Raw genomic sequence first — 18,776 nt, 5'->3', positions numbered from 1 at the left:
CGCCTCTCCGTGCGCCTCAGCGGCGTCGCGGTCCGTCACAGCGCGCCTCACCGCCGCAGCAGCCGCTCGAAATAATCCAGCTCCTCCGCCGGGCGCTCGGGCTGGCCGAGACGACGGCGCAGCTCCTCCTGCACGCGGCGGGCGCGCACGGCGGGCGGCAGGCCGAGCGGATCGTAATGGCCGGCCTCTTGGCCGCGCTGGCGGCCGGTCGGGCGGCCGAGCGGATCGGCGCCTTCGCCGGGGCGCATTCCGGCGCGGCGGCCCTGGCGGCCGTTCTGGCCCTCGCCTTCTTCCCCCTCGCCCTGCATGCGGGAGGCGAGCTGGTCGGCCCCGCGGCGCAGCGCCTGCAGCGCGCGGCCCTGGGCGTCCACGGCGCGGCCGGGTCCCTCGCCGCCGGGGCCGAGCGCCTTCTCGGCCTCCTTCATCGCCTTGTCGGCGTCGGAGAGATCGGGCGAGGCCTCGCCGGCGCGGCGCAGCCGGTCCTGCTCGCGCTCCAAGCGGTCGCGCAGCGCCTTCTGCCGTCCGCGGGCGTCGTCGGAGGAGGAGGATTGGCCCTTGCCGCCGCGTCGCGGCTCGCCGCCGGATTGCTGTCCGCCGGATTGCTGGCCGCGATTGGTCTCGTCGCGCAATTGCTGCTCCTCGCGCGTGAGCTTATCGAGCTCGTCCAGCGCGCGCGACATTTCCCGCGCGCGCGGGTCGGCGCGGCCAGCCTGCGCGGGGCGAAGATTTTCCAGCACATCCTGCAGATCGTCGAGCAGTCGCTGCGCCTCGGCGAGATCGCCGGCGCGCTCGGCCTTCTCGATCTCGCTCAGCATGGCCTCGAGATCGTCCGGCGTCAGCACGCGCTGATCGCCCTGCTGCTGCGGGGCGGAGCGCTCGGCTTTCTCGCCGCTCTTTTGGCCGAGGCCGCTCAGGAATTTCTCCAGCGCCGCGCGCATGTCCTGCGTCAGTCTGGCGATCTCCTCCTCGCTGGCGCCGCGCGCCAACGCCTCGCGCAGCTCCTTTTGCGCCGCGCGCAGATCGCGCTCCGCCTGCGAGACGTCGCCTTCCTCGAGAGAGAGCGCCATGGCCCACAAAAGATCGGCGACTTCGCGCAGATCGGCGTCGTCGCGCGCCGCTTGCAGCCGCGCCTTGGCGGCGCTCAGACCCAGGAAGATGGAGGAGGGTGTCTCGAACAGCGCCGAGCCCAACGACAGAGCGTCCACCGCCGTCAGCACGCGGGCGGAATGATCGGGGTCGAGCGCCAGATTGCGGCGCTGCTCGGCGAGGGCGCGGGCCAGCGGCTTGGCGAAGCGGCGCTCCGGCAGAGTGACGTCCAGCGGCGCGGAGAAGCCGTCATTGCCGCCCTCGTCATGGGCGACCAGCGTCAGCGCGACGCGCGCGCCGGCCCAGGGGTGGTCGGAGAAGTCGAGCGTCGCCTTGGCCTCGCCGAGGCCGCCGCGGGTCGGCGGCACGGGCAGAGCGAGGCGCGGCGGCGGATAGAGCGAGCGGCTCGGCCGCGCCGAGCCGGGCAAAGCGGCGACCGCCTCGCCGGCGATGACGCCGTAATCATCGTCTGTGCGAAAGCCGAGCGTCATGGTGCCGCGCGCATTATTGCGCGGCGGCTGCGTGATCTCGATGGTCGGCGGGCGGTCCGGGATCGCCTGAATGCGGAACTCGCCCGCGCCGCGCAGCGCCAGCGCGGCGTCGCCGGCGAGCTTGAAACGCTCCTCGGCCTCGCCGCCGGGCTGCTTCTGCTTGCCGCTCTCGATCGGCGTGAGGCCGCCGCTGGTGGTGGCGGCGCCGCGCGCGCCGAGGCTGCGCAGCACCAGAGTCGAATTCACCGGGACCGAGACCTGCGCCCAAGGCCCTTCGGCGCGTTGCGGCAGCACAATGGGCGGCCGGCCCGTATAGGCCGGCGGCTCGAACCACGCGTCGACCCGCGCCCCCGTCGCCGAGGCGGGGCCGCTCTCCCAATCGAAGGCGGCGAGCAGCCGCGTCTCGCGATCCGGCCCCGCGACAAAGGCCGCGGCCACGGCCGCCACCAGAGCGGCGGCGCGCAGAGCGAATGGATCGCGCTGCGGCAGGCCGGGGTCCGGCGGCGTCACTTCTATCGCCGCGAGCTTGCGCTCGAGCCGGCTGCGATGCAGCGCCCAGAGCGAGCGCGTCGTCGGATCGTCGACGCCGCCGGCGAGCGTGTCCTCGAGCGACGCCGCGGGCCGATGCTCCGCGCCGGGCGAGGCGTCGAGACGCGCCAGAGCCTCGCGGCGCCGCGGCGCGCCGGCGAGGAGGCCGCGCCCGAGGATCCATAGAGCCGCCAGCGCGAAAGCGCCGACGCCGAGCGCCCGCGCGCTCGCGCCGACGCCGAGCCAGAGGCCGGCGAAGGAGACCGCGAGAAAAACCAGCAGCAATGTGGCGAGCCCAGTGGCGACGCGCGCCAGCCGCTCGAGCGCGAGCGCCGCCCGCGAGCGCCGCACCAGCGCCTCCAGCGTCGGCGAAGCCTCGCCGCGGTCGCTCTCTTTCTTGCGCCAGAAGCTCATAATTCTCGTCCTCGCCGGGCAATTTAGCGCGCGAGCGCCGGCCGCGCAGGCCCGTCCCGGAAGGGGAGTCTACGCCGATTTCAGCAATTTGCGAAAAGCATGCGGCGAAATCGGGTCAAAGCGCCAGCGCGCCCGCGGCCGCCGCGCCGAGCAGGCAGAGATCATGCAGCGCCAGCGCGGCCGGCGGCGGCCGGCGTCCCGCGTGCAACAGCCGCAGCACGCCGATATTGGCGAGCGACCAGGCGGCGCCGATCGCCGCCATTCCCGCCGCCAGAAGCGCGGGCGAGGCGGAGAGGCGCAGCAGCGCGAAAGCGCCGGCCAGCAGCAGGAGGCCCGCGCAAAGGCTCTTCAGCGCAGGAAAAAACGCCGGCCAGCGCGCCGCCAGCGCGGCGGGGCCATACATTGCGAGCAGATGCCAAGCCATCGCTCCGCCGATGAAGCTCTGGCCCGCTCCGCAGAGCGAGAGCGACAAGGGGCCGCGCAGCATGGCCGCCGCCATGATCGCCCAGGCCGCCGCGCCGGCGAGCGTCAGCAGCGCGAATCGGAGCGTCAGCCAATCGCGATCTTCTTCCTCTTCCTCGTCCCGAGGCTGCGCGAAGCCATGCGGCGCGCGCACCGCCAGAGCGAGCGCGAAAATCTGCAGCAACGAAGCGCAGAGCAAGGTCGCCGCTCCGCCTCCTGCGAACTCTGCGCAATACGCCGCGAGCGGCGCCGCCAGCGCGGCGAGCGCGCCGCCCGCCAGCACGCTCACTCCGCCCCGAGCCGAGGCCGCTATGTGGCGATAGAAAAGCCCGAAGCCCTGCGCCAGCCCGAGCCATAGCGCGCCGAGGCATAGCGCCGGGAAATGTCCGCGCGTCATGCCGAAGGCGGCGAGCAGCCCGCCGCCGACGCCGAGGCTCGCCCCCAGCGCGAAGGCGGCGCGCCGTCCGAATCCGTCGACCAGCAGCGCCGCCGGAAAAGAGGCGAGCGCTGCGCCGATGAGCATCAGCGCCAGCGGCCAGCCGATCTCATCCGCGCGCGGCGCGATGAGCAGCGCCGCCTGCGGCAATTGCGAGAGCGCCAAAGCCTGCGCCAGCACGCCGAGCCCGAAGCCGAGCGCGAGCCGCAGCGTCGACGGCGCGTCGTCGGTCTCGTCCATGCGCGGGCAGAGACAGAGCGTCTCGCTCGGCCGCGCGAGCAGCGGATCGAATTGCAGGCTCATGATCGCCCATCCTCGACGTCATCGTCGGCGAGCGCGCGCGCGGCGGCGCCTTCGAGATCCTCATATTGGCCCGCATTCAGCGACCAGACGAAAGCCGCGAGGCCGAGCGCGCCGAGCAGCAGAGCGAGCGGAACGAGAAAGAGAAGGACATTCATGCGGGCGACTCTCTTTTCTGCTATGCGTCGATGCGCGTGGCGCAGGGCGATCTGGTCGACGCGAGAGTCGGCGCATTTACCCTCCCCTTTAGGGGGAGGGTCGGACCGCGATAGCCCGGCGCTTGCGACGGGCGTTCTTTATAGAACGCCCTATGGCGGTCCGGGGTGGGGTTCCGCGGCGACGACTCGGGGCGTCACCCCCTCCCGATCGCCTTCGGCGCTCGACCTCCCCCCTCGAGGGGGAGGTAGAAAACACCTCTTCCGGCGTGTGTCTCGTTCACCCGATCCATTCGCGCCGCCGGCGCGCAGCGCATTGAGCGTGACGATGAGCGAAGAGCTCGACATCGCGATGGCGGCGATGAGCGGCGTCAGCAATCCCGCCATTGCGAGCGGCGCGGCGACGATATTGTAGAGCAGCGACAGAGCGAGATTTTGCCGCATCAAGGCGCGGGCGAGCCGCGCCGCGTCGATCGTCGTGACGATGGGCGCGAGGCCATCGCCGAGAAACACGGCGTCGGCCGCCGCTTGCGCGATCTGCGTCGCGTCGATCGGCGACAGCGACACATGAGCGGCGGCGAGCGCCGGCGCATCATTGATCCCATCGCCGATCATGAGAGTTTTGCGCCCCTCGTCGCGCAGCGCCTCGAGCCGCGCCACCTTATCGGCGGGCTTCAATGCGCCGCGCCATTCCGTCACGCCGAGCGCGTGCGCCGCCGCCTCCACCGGCGCGGCGCGATCGCCGGACAAGATCAGCACGCGCAAGCCGCGCCGCCGCAGCGCGTCGATCGTTTCGCGCGCATCATGGCGCAATGTCTGCCTCACGCCCAGCAGAGCGACGCGCTCGCCATGACGAAAGGCGATGACGGATGCATCTTCGTCCGTCGCGATTTCATCGACGCCGCAGAAGCGCAAATCGCCGAGCCGCGCCTCGACGCCCTCCACAATGCCGATAACGCCGGCGCCGCGCTCCTCGCGCGCGCCTTCGATCGCCATGGCGCGCGGATATTCGCGCGCCACTGCGCAGGCGAGCGGATGGCGGCTCGAATGCGCGAGCCGCGCGGCGAGCGCCAATAGCTCCGGCTCGATCTCCTGCGCATTGACGACGCAGGGCTCCGGCGTCGTCAGCGTGCCGGTCTTGTCGAAGACGACCGTGTCGATCTCGGCGAGACGCTCCAGCGCATCGTCGGAATTGAGCAGCACGCCGGCGCGAAACAGCGCGCCGCTCGCGGCGACCTGCACGGCGGGCACGGCGAGGGCCAGCGCGCAAGGGCAGGTGACGATCAGCACGGCGATGGCCGTCACCAGCGCATCATGCAGCGAGGCGCCGGCCGCGAGCCATGCGAGCAGCGCGCCGAGCGCGGCGAGATGAACGAGAGGCGCATAGAGGCGCGAGACGCGATCTGCGAGGCGCAGATAGCGCGAGCGCGCCGCCGTCGCTTTCTCCACCAAGCGCTCGATCTCGTCGATGAGCGAGTCGCCGGCGGCGGCCTGCACGCGCATCGTCAGCGCGCCGTCGAAATTCAGCGCGCCGGCATAGACCGCATCGCCCGCAGAAACGCAGCGGCGGCGCGTCTCGCCGGTGACGAGGCTCTCATCGAGGCTCGCCTCGCCGGAAAGAACGACGCCATCGGCGGGAATGCGCTCGCCTGGTCGCGTCAGCACGCGATCGCCCGGCGCCAGCGCGGCGAGCGGAACATAATTTTGCGCGCCGTCGGCGGCGATGCGGCAAGCGGCGGGCGCGCGCAGCGCGGCGAGATTGGCGGCGACGGCGCGCGTCTTGCGGCGCATGGCGCAATCGAGATAGCGCGCAAGCAGCAGAAAGGCGAGCAGCATGGTCGCCGAATCGAAATAGGCGTGCGGCGCATGGGTGAGCGTCTCATAGACCGACATTGCGAGCGACAGCAGCACGCCGAGCGAGATCGGCACGTCTATGTTCAGCCGCCGCGCGCGCAGCGCGGCGAAGGCGCTGGCAAAGAAGGGCTGGCCGGCGAAAGCCGTGGCGGGCAGAGCGATGAGCGCGGAGACGCCATGGAAAAAATCGCGCGTCGCCTCGTCCATATCGCCGCCGAGCCACACGGCCTCGGACAGCATCATAACATTCACCGTGGCGAAGCCGGCGACGGCGAGGCAGCGCAGCAGGCGCCGCGCCGTCTCGCGCTCCGCGTTCTCGCCGCTCTCGCGCTCGAACGGCCGCGCGCGATAGCCCATGCGCCGCAGCCTTTCCGACACGGCGGCGAAGTCGAAATCGGGCGCCGTCCATTCCAGCGAGAGGCGTCGATCGGCGTAATTCACGCGCGCCGTGACGAGATCGGGAATGGCCTTAAGCGCCGCCTCGATCTCGAAAATGCAGGCGGCGCAGGTCATTCCGTCCAGCGCCAGCTCCAGGCGCAGCGCGCCATTGCGGTCGCGCGTCGCGAGAGCGGAGAAATCGACGTCCATGGTCATGACGCGCTCAATCGATGCGGATACGACTCTTCGAGCGGAACATTTCGCGGCCGTCGCGCGTCGCGACCAGCACGAGATCGCGGAAGCCGGATTCGATCACGATCGGCGCCTCATAGCGGCCCGGCGCAATCTCAGCGAGATCGACCGCGACATCCTTGCGGCCGTCGACCGGCGCGCGGATTTCCGCCGTCAGCTTCAGCCCCGACAGGCCGCCATTTTCATCGCGCAGCGTGACCGAGACGAGATTCTCCCAGGCGCCGCGACGTAGAATCGTCGCCTCCACCTTCCAGTCGCGCGCGCTCTGCGCGCGGGCGCCGGCTATGTCGAGATTATAGGCGAGGCCTCTCTCATAGGCGCGGCTCACCTCCTCGCCGCGGAAAGTGGAGAGGGCGGCGTAGATCATCACGGCATTGACCGAAGCGACGACGCCGAAGAAGAAGACGAGCAGCAGCAGAACCTGCCAACCGCCGAGGCGACGCTGGGGCGCCGCGCGCATCAGATTTATGTGCGACATGGCTTTTTCCTCACGGGGTCACGAACACGTCTTTCATTGTGACGGATGCGTCGCTCTCCAGCTCCTTGGAGGTGAAGAGGATCGGCGTCTGTCCCTTGGCTCTGCGCGCGCCGCGCCATGTGACGAGCACGCGCGTCTCGCGCGTCTGATCGGCGCCGACGCCGACGATCATGCGGCCTTCGGCGTCGGGCTCTACGCCGACGATCTCCACCTCGGCGTCCTCGACGCCGCTCGTATCCAGAAGAAAGCGGCGCGGCTCGGCGCTCATATTGGCGAAGCGAATGGTGTAGGCGTTGCGAATGCTGCCATCCTTGAGCGTCACGGCGAGAGGGTTGCGATCATGCAGCACGGAGAGGGCTGCGTCCTCGCGCGTCGCCAGCTTTGCGGTCATGAGCGCGCCGATCGCGAGAATGAGCGCGACGTAGACGATGGTGCGCGCGCGCAGCGGCTTGTAGACGGGCGCCTCGCCCTTGCGGCGGCGCTCGCAATTCATCTGCGTGTCATAGGCGATGAGCCGCGCCGAGCGGCCGATCTTCGCCATCACGGCGTCGCAGGCGTCTATGCACAGGCCGCATTGCACGCAGCCGAGCGAGGCGCCCTGGCGAATGTCGACGCCCGTCGGGCAGACGGCGACACATTGGCCGCAATCGACGCAATCGCCGGCCGGCGCGCTGGCGAGGCGCAGCGCGCTCGCCTGCTTCAGCGACATGCGCGGCTCGCCGCGATCATAGCGATAGGTGACGTTCAGCGCATATTCGTCGGTGAGCGCGGCCTGTATGCGCGGCCAGGGGCACATATAGAGGCACACCTGCTCGCGCATATGGCCGGCGAGCATATAGGTGGTGAAGGTGAGAATGCCGATCCAAATATAGGCTTCCGAGATTCCCGGCTGGAAGGTCGCGAGCTCATAGACCAGCGTCGGCGCGTCGGCGAAATAGAGCACCCATGCGCCGCCGGTCCACCAGGCGATGAGAAGCCACAGCGCATGCTTGGCGATTTTCTCGCGCCAAATCTTCGCGCTGCGCGGGCCGGCGTCCTTGCGGGCGCGCTCGCGCGCGTCGCCTTCTATCCAGCGTTCCGCGGCGAGATAGAGATCGGTCCACACGGTCTGTGGACAGAGATAGCCGCACCACACTCGCCCGGCGAGCGCGTTCATGAGGAACAGAACCAGCGCGGCGAGGATCAGGAGGCCGGTGAGATAATAGACCTCCTGCGGCCAGATCTCGATGAAGAAGAAATAGAAGCGGCGATGCGGAAAATCGACGAGCACCGCTTGCGACGGGGCGCCGGGGCCTCTGTCCCAGCGCACGAAAGGCAGCAGATAATAGACCGAGAGAGTGAAGGCCAGCAGCCCCCATTTGATGCGGCGAAACGCGCCTTCGACCTCTTTCGGATAGATCGCCTTGCGCGGCGCGTAGAGCGAGCCGCTCTTCGCCTTGCCCATATCGGCGCTCGTCATTTTCTGCTCCCTCACTCGCCGCCGCCGAGCGTATGCACATAGATGGTGAGCGCCTTGATCGTCGGCTCGTCGAGGCGATCCTTCCACGCCGGCATCACGCCGCCGCCGCCATTGGCGATGCGGCTCGCGATCGTCTCCTTGTCGGAGCCGAACAGCCACAGAGCGTCGGTGAGATTGGGCGCGCCCATGTCGTGATTGCCCTTGCCGTCGACGCCATGGCAGACGGAGCAATTATCGTCGAAGAGCTTGGCGCCTTGCGCCGTCGCCTTGCCGCCGGGAAGCTTCGCCATCGCGCGCACTTGATCGGCGACGATGGAAATCTGCTTCGCGTCGAGCATTCCGTCGCGGCCGAAGGCGGGCATGGTCTCGCTGCGCGTCTCCTTGTCGGCGTCCCAGCGCACGCCATGCTCTATGGTGCGGCGAATATCGGCGAGCTTGCCGCCCCACAGCCAATCATCGTCATTGAGATTGGGATAGCCCTTCGCGCCCTGCGCGCCGGCGCCATGGCAGCCGGCGCAATTATTGGCGAAGGCGGCGGCGCCGAGCGCGCGCACCGCGCTGAGCAATTGCGGCCGGGCCTCTATCTCCTCCAATGGCGCATTGGCGAGCCGCTCCAGCACAGGACCGCGAATCTCGTTCAGCTGCTCCATGTCGCGCGCGACCGATGCGCGCGAATGCCAACCGATGAGGCCCTGCGTGCCGCCGGAAAGAGTCGGCAGCGCCGGATAGGCGATAAAATAGCCGATCGACCACAGGATCGTCGCATAGAAGGTGACGACCCACCAGCGCGGCAGCGGCGTGTCGAGCTCTTCTATGCCGTCCCATTCATGGCCGGTCGTTCTGGTCTTGGAATGCGGATCGATGCGGGCCGCGTCGCTGTGAGCTTGTCGCGTCGACATGTCTTCAGTCCTCTCGCAATGGCGTCTCGGCGGCGCGTCGGAATTTTTCGCGATTGGAGGGCCATAGCGCATAGGCCAGGACTCCGGCGAACAATGCGACGAAGAAGAAAAGGCCCGAGCTCGCCGAAAGCTCTCGCCACGATTCGTAAGTGGTCATGGCTCACCTCACATTCACTGCGGCTTTGTCGTCATAGAGCTTGAAATTCACCGAGACGCCGAGATGCTGCAGATAGGCGATGAGCGCATCCTCCTCGGTGACGCCGTTCTTGCCGGTCTGATCGTTGACGACGACATTGGGGTAGCGGCGGCGCAGCGCCTCGGCGCCCGGATCGTCCGGCGCGCTCTGCGCCGAAAGATCGGCCTTGGCGTTGTCGATCTGCGCATCCGTGTAGGGCACGCCGACGAGGCGCAGCGTTTTCATCTGCTCCACGATATGCTCGGAGTCGAGCGGCGCCTGCGCGAGGAAGGGATAGCCCGGCATGATCGACGCCGGCACGACGGAGCGCGGATCGCGCAAATGATCGCGCTGCCAATCATTGGAGTAGCGTCCGCCGACGCGCGCCAGATCCGGTCCGTTGCGCTTGGAGCCCCATTGGAACGGATGGTCATACATGCTCTCGGCGGCGAGCGAGTAATGGCCGTAGCGCTCCACCTCGTCGCGCAAGGGGCGGATCATCTGCGAATGGCAGGTGTAGCAGCCTTCGCGCACATAGATGTTGTAGCCGGAAAGCTCGAGCGGCGAATAAGGCCGCACGCCTTCCACCTTCTCGATCGTGTTGTGCAGATAGAAGAGCGGCACGATCTCGATGATTCCGCCGATCGAGACCAGCAGAAGGATCGCAAGCAGCAGCAGGATCGAATTGGTCTCGAGCCGCTTCTGCAGGCCGCCGGTCGGCGCGTTGCGCGCAATGTCGGACATGTCTCTCTCCTCTTATTGCGCGGGGGCGGGAAGGGGCGAGAATTCTGTCGCGCTCGCCGCCGAAGGCGCGCGCAGAGTCTTGTAGATATTGTAGACCATGATGAGCGCGCCGATGAGGAAGAGGCCGCCGCCCGCCGCGCGGATCACATATTCGGGATGCAGCGCCTCGGTGGTCTCGATGAAGGAATATTCCAAGAATCCCTGCGGCGTGTAGGCGCGCCACATCAGCCCTTGCATGATGCCGGCGACCCACATGGCCGATATGTAGAAGACGATGCCGATGGTCGCGGTCCAAAAGTGCCAGTCGACGAGCTTCAGCGAGTAGAGCTTGCGGCCGAAGACCCAGGGAATAAGACAATAGAGTGCGCCGAAGGACACGAAGCCGACCCAGCCGAGGCTGCCGGAATGCACATGGCCTATGCCCCAATCGGTGTAATGCGACAGCGCGTTCACCGCCTTCACCGACATCAGCGGCCCTTCGAATGTCGACATTCCGTAGAAGGCGACGGAGACGACGAGCATGCGCAGCACGGGATCGGTGCGCAGACGGTCCCATGCGCCGGAGAGAGTCATGAGGCCGTTGATCATGCCGCCCCAGGAGGGCATCCACAGCATGATGGAGAAGGTCATTCCCAGCGTCTGCGCCCAATCGGGCAGCGCCGTATAGTGCAGATGATGCGGGCCGGCCCAGATGTAGAGGAAGATCAGCGCCCAGAAGTGTACGATGGAGAGGCGGTAGGAATAGATCGGCCGCTCGGCGCGCTTGGGCACGAAATAATACATTATGCCGAGAAAGCCCGCGGTGAGGAAGAAGCCGACCGCGTTATGGCCGTACCACCATTGGATCATCGCATCCTGCACGCCGGCCCAGACGATCACCGATCTCGGCGAGAAGACGGAGATCGGAATTTCCGTGTTGTTGCCGAGCACCAGAACCGCGACCGTCACGATGAAGGCGAGATAGAACCAGTTGGCGACATAGATGTGCGGCTCCTCGCGCTTGGCCAATGTGGCGAGGAAGACGATGAGATAGACGACCCAGACCACGACGAGCCACAGGATCGCATACCATTCCGGCTCGGCGTATTCATGCCCGCGCGTGACGCCCAGCAGATAGCCGGTGCCGGCGATGAGGATGAAGAAATTATAGCCGAGGACAACGAACCAGGGCGCGATATCTCCGGCGAGCCGCGTGCGGCAAGTGCGCTGCACGACATAGAAGGAGGTGGCGAGCAGCACATTGCCGCCGAAGGCGAAGATCACCGCCGATGTGTGCAAGGGCCGCAGGCGCCCGAAGTTGATCCAGGGCAGATCGAGATTGAAGGCCGGGAAGGCGAGCTCCAACGCGATATAGAGGCCGACGGCGAATCCGGCGACGCCCCAGAACAATGCGGCGAGCGCGCAAAAGCGGATCGGGCCGTAATTGTAATTGGGCCGCCCGTCGATGAAGGGCGCGGGCGCCTGTGCGCCGCGCAGCTCGTAGCGCTTCAGCAGAGCGAAAACGGCGACGATGGAGCCGAGCCCGAAGAGAGCGGCGTGGAAGGCGTAGGCCGGCGTATGCGCGCGCGAGGCGACGAAGCCTGAGAACGCCGCGAAGGCGATGAAGAGAAGCGTCAACGTCGCTTCTGAAAAGGTGACGGATTTTGCGGGAGCGTCATTCGGCGCCATGGGAGGGATCCTCGCAGACTGGCGGGAAGGCGTTGAGCGCGTGTCGCGCGCCATGCCTTTCGTCTTTGATCACGCGTAAGAGTCTATCGCTCGCGCGGCGATGCGATTTGACATCGATCAAGAAATGCGGCGTGCGTCCCGCGCTGCGCACAAATGTCACAGGCGAATGAAAATCGTGCGCTATTTTCCCTGGAATTCTGGGACTTTCGCACATGCGCTTCGCAGCGCGCAAACGTCATAAAACGAGACGCGCGCTTATTTGTCGCAATGCTCGGCGCCTGCGCGCGCGCGAAGGCGCGCCGCGCGCGACGACGTTCTCACGTCGGCGATTCATCTCTGTCAGAACCAGCCGAAGCCCGGTCGCCAGACGGCGTTGCGATACCAGGGCACATAGCCGCCGGGAAATCCGTAGCGCCATTGCACGGCGTTGGCTCCCTCATAGGCCCAAGGGCCGGTGTACCATGGACCGGCGGAGTCGTAAGGATCATAGAGCGGCGGAATGTCGCGCCGCCACACATAGGCGCCGAGCGGCGGCAGAATGGGCGTCTCCACCGGACGCGCGTCGATCGCGACGAGCGCCGGCTGCGCGACATAGCCGGCGGACCCCGCGTAAGTGACGCGGCACCAATCGCCGCGGCAGGAGGCGACCTCGAGCACGGCGTCCGGGGGAATGGCGAGAAGAGCAGCGAAGCTCAGGCCGGGGCCGGAGCGCAGATTGACGAGCTCGCCGACCTTGGCGGGCTTTCCCTGCGTCTGCGACGAGAAGAGAAGGACAGGCGCGCAGAGGCAAGAAAGGAAGAAAGAGCGCATGGAGCCTCGCTCGAAACGAATTTTAAAAAAAGATTCGGCTTCGAAATTCTAGCATCGAAAGAAAGGACGCGCGCTCGCTTTCTGTCCGCGCATCTCGCGCGCTGCGCACGTACGAAACGGCGCGCGGAAGCCTGTTCCGCGCGCCTGCTCGTCTCACCGCGTCGCGATCACTCGAAGATGCGCAGCGGGGCCGTGATGAGGCCGACCGGAGCCGCGACCGGAGCGGGCGCGATGGCGACGGCCGGAGCCGGCGCGACGGCGACCACCGGAGCGGGGGCCACGACGACCGAGGTGACGACCGGCCGCACGACGATCGGACGCGCGAGCAGCGAGCTGGCGATGAAGCCGATCTTGCCGGCATAGGCGACGCGCGACCAGCCGCCGATGTGGCCCTGCACATCGACCACCGCCTGCGGGGGAACCGCGAGGATGGGCAGGAAGTCGACGCCCGGACCCGTGCGGAAGGCGGCGAGATCGGTGACGACGCGCGGGAAGGCCTCGGCCGAGGCGACCGTGCCGAGCAGGGCGGCGGCGGCGAGGACGGATGCGATTTTCGATTTCATTCAAGACCTCCGTAATAGGCATGCCGTTCGGCAATGATGATGCCTCACGACGGCGCAAGTAGCGCGCGCCGGGCCGGAGACAGGGGCGCGGCGCAAATTCACTTTCTCTCGAGGTTAACGGCGGCGCGCGCGATCTCTTAGCGAAGCGTCACATCGGCGTCGTATTGTGCGGTCGCGCACGGCGGCGCCTCGAAAAAGCGCGTTTCCTTCCGCCCATGGAGAGGCGTCGCGCGACAGTCCGGCTCGACTCGGAAACAAGCGGCGGCGTAAGCTCGAGCGTTGCAAGTCGCGGCGGAGGATGTCATGTTGCGCATGATCGGGGCTTTGCTTCTGAAGATCGCAATCGCTTTCGGCCTGTCCTGCCTGTCGCTCGGCGCCTTCGTCTCCTATGCGGCGTCGGAGCCCGCTCCCGCCGCCAAGACGCGAGTGGAGCCGGCGCGCATCGAGCAGCACGCCGCCCCCGGCCGATTTTCCGTGAGCGAGGCGCCGGCCGATCGCGACGGCTTCGCGCTTTTGACCATTCCGGCGCCGGGCCGATACGCAATCGCCGCGCATAGCGCCTCGGGCGTGGCCATTGGACTCGTCGATATGATCGCCGGCCCCGGCGAGACGGCGGGCGCCGCGGGCCAGCGCGACGGGCGGCTCGATCTGCTGCTCGACGCCGGCGTCTACAAGCTGCGGCTCTTCGGCGCGAAAGGCGCGGCCGGCAAGGCGCGCCTCACCGCCGAGGCGTTTCAGGAGCAGGGCGCGCGCGAGGCGCTGGCGCCGGGCAAGACATTTTCCGCCGAGCTCGGCGATCTCGCCCAGCGGAGCTATTCGCTCGAGGTCGGCGCCTCGGGCCGCGTCGGCGTGGAGGCGCTGGGCCGCGCTTTGCGCGATCTGCGTTTGTGGAAGGCGAGCGGCGAGCTCGTCGATCTTTCGCCCGCGCGCGCGACGATCGAGACGCGGCCCGGCCGTCAGATGACCCGGCTGCGGCTGGAAGGCGCGGTCGAGCCCGGCCGCTATGTCGCGACCGCCTATGGCGGCGAGCCCATTGTCTGGCCGGAGGGCGGCGCGGCGCAGCCCTTCCTCCTGCATCTCCTCGAGCCCGCTTCGCTGGCGGCGGGCGTCGCCAATGGCGTCATCGGCGCTTTCGGCTCGGCGCGCTTCGAGGCTCCGGCGAGCTATGACACATTCCGCCTGGAGCTGCCCAAGCCCGTCGCCGCCCGCCTCGAGGCGCGGCGCGGCGCCGGCGTTCCGGCGTCCGCCGCGATCGACAAGATTAGCCGCGAGCCGGTCGCGATCGTCTCGCTCGGCGGCGATGGCAAGACTTCGGGCGTCGTCGAAGTCTCCGGCCTCGAGGGGCAGCCGTTCTCGCTGCGGGCGATACGCCGGGCGAGCCGCGCGCCGATCGAGACGGAAGGCGCCAATCTCGTCGCCATGGACGTCGCCGGCGAGGGCGCCGACGAGGTCCCCGCCACTGCGCTGCTGGCGCGCACGGAAAATGGCAAGACGCGCGTGCTCGCGTCGGACCTTCCCAAGATCGGCGGCGGCCGCGCCTATCGCGGCAAGTTCAATCTGCGCGGGCCGACCACTCTGCTGTTCGAGGCGATCGACAGCGGCCCGGTGACGATCTCGGCGCAGGGGCCGCGCCTGCGCGCGCTCATCGAGCCCGCTTTCGGCGCCGCCGCGCCGCGCGCCGATGGCCGCCTGCCGAGCCGCTATGATCTTCAGGCGGGCTTTTATGTCCTCTCGCTCGAGCCGCTGGAGGGCGCCGTCGGGATCGTCGATCTGACGCTCGGCCCGCCCGGCCTTTCACCGGAACTGCCCCCGCGCCCGCCCGCCCGCGCGGCGATTTCCTTCGGCGAGCAGAGGCTCGACCGAAGCGCCGCGCATTTCATTCTCGCCAATAGCGCGCCGGGCCTGCTGACAGGCCCGCGCGTCATCGCTTTGCCGGCCGATCTCGAGAAGGGCGCCGCGCCTTTGTGGCGGCCGGCCGCGACGGAATATCTTCTGCCGGCGCGCACGCCGCGCGGCGGCAGGATTCTCGTCGTCGACGACAAGGGCGTGAGCGCGCCCGTGCAGATCACGGAAGAAAAGATCGAGAACGACAATCGCTTCGCGACCATTCGGCTGCCGGCGCGAGCGGAGCCGGGCGCGCTCGCGCTCGTCTATGCGCGTGATGTGGAGCCGGCCGCCGCAGAGGCGGCGAAGGAGCGTCCGCCGGCGACGATTTCCGCCGCCAAGCCCGCCTGGCTGGATCTTTCCCGCGACGAGACGCGGGAGTTCCGTTTCGATGTGGCCGAAGGCGGGCTCTATCGCGTCGAGACGCTCGGCCGACTGCAGACGCGCCTCACGCTCGGCGCCGCGCTGGCGCCGCATCTCGGCGAGGGCGAGAACAATGGTCCCGGCCATAATGCGCTGGTGACGAGCTATTTGCGCGCCGGCGCCTATCGCGCCGCCGTCACCGCGCGCGAATCCGCCGGTCATCTCGGCCTTTCGGTGAAGAGCGTGGCGATGACGACGACGGCGCCCATCGTCGGCGAAGGCGCCGCGCGCGCCGCGCTCGACGGCGGCCACGGCGCCGTCGTGCCGATCGATATTCCCGAGGACGGACTCTATCGGCTCGATCTCGCCGGGCTCGGCAAGGAGTGGCGTGCGCGGCTCGAGGAGGCGGACGGCTGGCCGCTCGCCGCGCCCGGCCCGTTGACGCGTCTCACCCGCCGTTTCGAGAAGGGAAGCTATCGCCTCGTCGTGCTGCCGGAGGATGTCGAAGGCCGCTTCGTCGCGCGCCTGCGCAGGATCGTGACGGCGGCGCCGCTCGAGGGCCATGGACCGCATGCCTTGCCCTTCGACGCGCCGCAGAAGCTGCAATGGCGCGAGCCTCTCGCCAAAAGCGCGCCGCGCGACCCGGATGTGTGGAGCTTCGCGCTCGCCGGCGACTCGGACATTATGCTCGATGTGAGCGATGGCATGGTCGCGGAGATTTTCGACGCGGCGCGCAAGAGCGTCGGCAAATTCGCCGGCGGCCGCAAATTTTCCGGCAGGCTCGCCGCCGGCGCCTATCGCATCGAGGCGCGCAGCCTCGCCCATGACGATCGTCTGGATTACCGCATCGCGCTCACATCGACGCAATTGCAGCTGGGCGCGCCGCGCTTCGTCGATCTGCCCGCCGCTCTGCCTTTCTCCATCGCGCGCGATGGCGTCGTCGATATTGCAAGCTTCGGCGACAAGGAGCTGATCGGCTTGCTCGAGGATGAGAATGGCGCGGTGATCGAGCGGCTCGAGGGCCGCGCGGAAGATTGGAACGTCTCGCTCTCCCACCGCCTGCCCGCAGGCGCCTATTGCCTGCGGCTCGATGAGCTGAAGGGCGCGCCGCGACCCGCGGCCGCCGCCGAGGAGCAGAATGACGAAGGCGAAGGCGCCGCCGCGGAAGGCGAGGAGGCCGCGCAGGAGACGGAGGAGCCGGCAGAGCCCGAGGGCGTCGAAGTGAGCCTCGCTCTGCCCGTCTCGGCGCCGGCCGAGGCGCTGACATTCGCCGGCGTGAAGACCGTCTCCGGCGCCGGCGCGCATGAGCTGGCGCTGCCCGCCGCGCCGGAGGGGCGGCTGATGATCGTCGCCGCGCAATCGACGCGCGAGACGGCGCTGTCGATCGAGAAGCGCGAGTCCGACGGACGTTGGCGCGTCGTCGGCCGCGAGCGTGGCTTCGCGCCCGTCGCCGCCTGGCCGGCGGAGAGCGGCGAATGGCGCGCCAGCGTCTGGACCATCGGCGGCGCCGACGCTCCCGTTGCGCTCGCCGCGCGCAGCCTGGCGCGCACGCCGCGCGGCTTCGGCGACATAGCGCTGGAGCCGGCGCCGATCGAAGGGCTCGCGACAAAAATCTGCGTCGGCCTTGTCTCGGCGCCGTCTTCGACTCTGGTCGCGATCGGCGCCGCGCCGGCCTCGCTCGTCGCGGGCTCGGCGGCGGGGCGCCTGCTCGCCCCGGCTTCGGCCGGCGCGCTGGCGCCGCAATCGGAAAGCCTGTGGCTGCTCTCGCAGGGCGATTGCGGCGCGAGGGCGCGCGTCGTCGCCTTCGCGCCCGGCGGCGCTGAAATAGCGCTCACCCTCGGCGAGAGCGAGCGCGCCATTCTGCCCGCCGCCGCGCCGCCCTCCGGCAAGGCGCGGCTGTGGCTCGCGCGTTCGGCCTTCGGCCAGCCGGGCGTCTCGGCGGGACGCGGCTTCGCCGTCGCGCCGGGCGCGGCTCTGGCGCTCGCCGGCAAGGAGCCGCCGCGTCTGTGGAACGCCGGCGACGCTCAATCCTTGCGTCTGACGGCGCGCGCGATCGATGTCGCGCTCGCCGCGCCGCTTCACGCCAGCGCGCAATTCTCCGGCGTCATTCCGCCCCTCACGGCGCAACCTGTCGCCTTCGATAGCGCCGGCGCTCTCGCGCTCGATCTCGCGAGCGGCCTCGCCGCTTTCTCCGGGCCGGAGGAGCCGCGCACCTTCGCCGCCTTCGCCGATGGCGCGCCGCTCTCGCGACGGCTCGAGGGCGCCCGCGCGCTATGGCTCGTCAATCTCACCGACGCGCCCGCGCCCGCGCGCGTCGCCTCCTCGTCCGAACGCCATGAGCCGATCACGGCGAGCCGAGCGATCAAGCGCTTCTACGGCGCCGCCGGCGAGACGGCGCATCTCGTCGAGGCGCAGGCGGGCGATCGGCTCGTCACGGCCGGTGGAGAGGCGGTGTTCACCGGCGTCGATGGACGCGTGCTGCGCGGCCGCTCGCTCGCGCTCGCCGGTCCGGGAGAGGCGACCATCGCCCATGCGCCCGGCCTCGTCGCCGCATGGATCGAGCGCGCCGGCAAATCGCCCTGGCCCGCCGCCGCGCCGCGCGACGTGACCGCGCCTTTCGGCGCGACGCTCAGCGGGGAAGCGCAGGCATTCGCGCTCGATGTCAGCGCGCCCGTCGTCGTCGACATTCGCACGAGCGCGCCGGCGATTCTCGCCTTCACGCAGAATGGCGCGCGCGAGGTGGAGACATTCCCCGCCGGCGTGGAGCTGCATCGTTACGCCGCGCCCGGCCGCGCGCTCATCGAGATTTTTTCGCCGCATGACGGCCCGCTTTCCGGCGCGCTGAGCATTGCGACGACGCCGGTCATTCCGGTGACAGATGGCGTCAATGATCCGATCGCGCTCGGCCCCGCCGGCGCGGCCCTCTTCACCTTCGAAGTTGCGAAGGCGGGCGAGATCGGCCTCGGCCTGCGCGCCGAGCCGGATCGCGCCGCGCTGCGTCTTCTCGACGCCGCCGGCAAGACTCTCGGCGAAGGCGCCGCGCAGATTCTGCGTCTCGAGCCCGGCCGCTATTTCGTGGAGGCGCGCGCGCCCACTGACGCGCCCGCCACGATAGTGCGCCTCGCTCTGCGCGGCCTCGCGCCGCCGCCCTCCGGTCCGCCGCAGGAAGTGGCGGCGGAGTTTTTGGAAAAGGCCGGAAGGAAGAGCGGCAGATGAGCTTTCCGCATTCGACAAACGCCCTCAGTCCCATTCGAGGCTCGGCGATGAAACGCATTCTTTTTCTTTTCTCGAATCTCACCGCCGTCATCGCGAGCGGAGCGAAGCGATCCAGAGTCGCAGGGCGACCCCTGGATCGCTTCGTCGCTTCGCTCCTCGCG

General features: G+C 68.9%; 13 protein-coding genes. 1 reads left to right on the top strand and 12 read right to left on the bottom strand.

All coding sequences use genetic code 11. From position 1 onward, the window contains the following. Positions 1 to 47 precede the first annotated feature (47 nt). The 12 genes from METLW4_RS0114070 to METLW4_RS0114010 form a co-directional block, all read right to left on the bottom strand. The gene (locus tag METLW4_RS0114070; RefSeq protein WP_018266859.1) at positions 48 to 2,519 is read right to left on the bottom strand and encodes a TIGR02302 family protein; all 2,472 of its coding nucleotides are present in this window, start codon (positions 2,517 to 2,519) and stop codon (positions 48 to 50) included. 115 nt (positions 2,520 to 2,634) lie between these two features. After that, on the bottom strand, positions 2,635 to 3,720 hold the full coding sequence (locus METLW4_RS0114065) for a hypothetical protein (RefSeq protein ID WP_018266858.1): 1,086 nt from the start codon (positions 3,718 to 3,720) through the stop codon (positions 2,635 to 2,637). Further along, the gene (gene ccoS, locus METLW4_RS0114060) at positions 3,717 to 3,875 is read right to left on the bottom strand and encodes a cbb3-type cytochrome oxidase assembly protein CcoS (RefSeq protein WP_018266857.1); all 159 of its coding nucleotides are present in this window, start codon (positions 3,873 to 3,875) and stop codon (positions 3,717 to 3,719) included. The genes METLW4_RS0114065 and ccoS overlap by 4 nt, the downstream gene beginning before the upstream one ends. A gap of 150 nt (positions 3,876 to 4,025) precedes the next feature. Further along, complete coding sequence (locus tag METLW4_RS0114055; protein ID WP_018266856.1) at positions 4,026 to 6,320, bottom strand: heavy metal translocating P-type ATPase; 2,295 nt, start codon at positions 6,318 to 6,320, stop codon at positions 4,026 to 4,028. Positions 6,321 to 6,327: 7 nt separating this feature from the next. Next, positions 6,328 to 6,834 carry a FixH family protein gene (locus METLW4_RS0114050; protein WP_026191512.1) on the bottom strand — a complete coding sequence of 169 codons (507 nt, stop codon included), beginning with the start codon at positions 6,832 to 6,834 and terminating at the stop codon, positions 6,328 to 6,330. A 10-nt stretch (positions 6,835 to 6,844) separates the two neighbouring features. Continuing rightward, the gene (gene ccoG, locus METLW4_RS0114045) at positions 6,845 to 8,293 is read right to left on the bottom strand and encodes a cytochrome c oxidase accessory protein CcoG (protein ID WP_018266854.1); all 1,449 of its coding nucleotides are present in this window, start codon (positions 8,291 to 8,293) and stop codon (positions 6,845 to 6,847) included. Positions 8,294 to 8,304: 11 nt separating this feature from the next. Beyond that, on the bottom strand, positions 8,305 to 9,192 hold the full coding sequence (gene ccoP / locus METLW4_RS0114040) for a cytochrome-c oxidase, cbb3-type subunit III (RefSeq protein ID WP_018266853.1): 888 nt from the start codon (positions 9,190 to 9,192) through the stop codon (positions 8,305 to 8,307). A 4-nt stretch (positions 9,193 to 9,196) separates the two neighbouring features. Beyond that, on the bottom strand, positions 9,197 to 9,349 hold the full coding sequence (locus METLW4_RS0114035) for a cbb3-type cytochrome c oxidase subunit 3 (RefSeq protein WP_018266852.1): 153 nt from the start codon (positions 9,347 to 9,349) through the stop codon (positions 9,197 to 9,199). Positions 9,350 to 9,352: 3 nt separating this feature from the next. Continuing rightward, complete coding sequence (ccoO, locus tag METLW4_RS0114030) at positions 9,353 to 10,111, bottom strand: cytochrome-c oxidase, cbb3-type subunit II (RefSeq protein WP_018266851.1); 759 nt, start codon at positions 10,109 to 10,111, stop codon at positions 9,353 to 9,355. Between the two features lie 12 nt (positions 10,112 to 10,123). Further along, positions 10,124 to 11,779 carry a cytochrome-c oxidase, cbb3-type subunit I gene (gene ccoN, locus METLW4_RS0114025; RefSeq protein WP_018266850.1) on the bottom strand — a complete coding sequence of 552 codons (1,656 nt, stop codon included), beginning with the start codon at positions 11,777 to 11,779 and terminating at the stop codon, positions 10,124 to 10,126. Positions 11,780 to 12,118: 339 nt separating this feature from the next. After that, on the bottom strand, positions 12,119 to 12,589 hold the full coding sequence (locus tag METLW4_RS0114015) for an SH3 domain-containing protein (RefSeq protein ID WP_018266848.1): 471 nt from the start codon (positions 12,587 to 12,589) through the stop codon (positions 12,119 to 12,121). A 167-nt stretch (positions 12,590 to 12,756) separates the two neighbouring features. Continuing rightward, a complete protein-coding gene (locus tag METLW4_RS0114010; protein WP_018266847.1) occupies positions 12,757 to 13,152 on the bottom strand; it encodes a hypothetical protein in 396 nt (131 codons plus the stop codon). Positions 13,153 to 13,455: 303 nt separating this feature from the next. On the opposite strand from METLW4_RS0114010, the gene METLW4_RS24925 reads away from it, so the two are divergent. Next, the gene (locus METLW4_RS24925) at positions 13,456 to 18,615 is read left to right on the top strand and encodes a hypothetical protein (protein ID WP_051079680.1); all 5,160 of its coding nucleotides are present in this window, start codon (positions 13,456 to 13,458) and stop codon (positions 18,613 to 18,615) included. The last annotated feature ends 161 nt before the right edge of the window (positions 18,616 to 18,776 follow it).

It is taken from the genome of Methylosinus sp. LW4 (genome assembly GCF_000379125.1).
Lineage (GTDB): Bacteria > Pseudomonadota > Alphaproteobacteria > Rhizobiales > Beijerinckiaceae > Methylosinus.
This window is presented reverse-complemented; position numbering and strand designations above follow the sequence as displayed.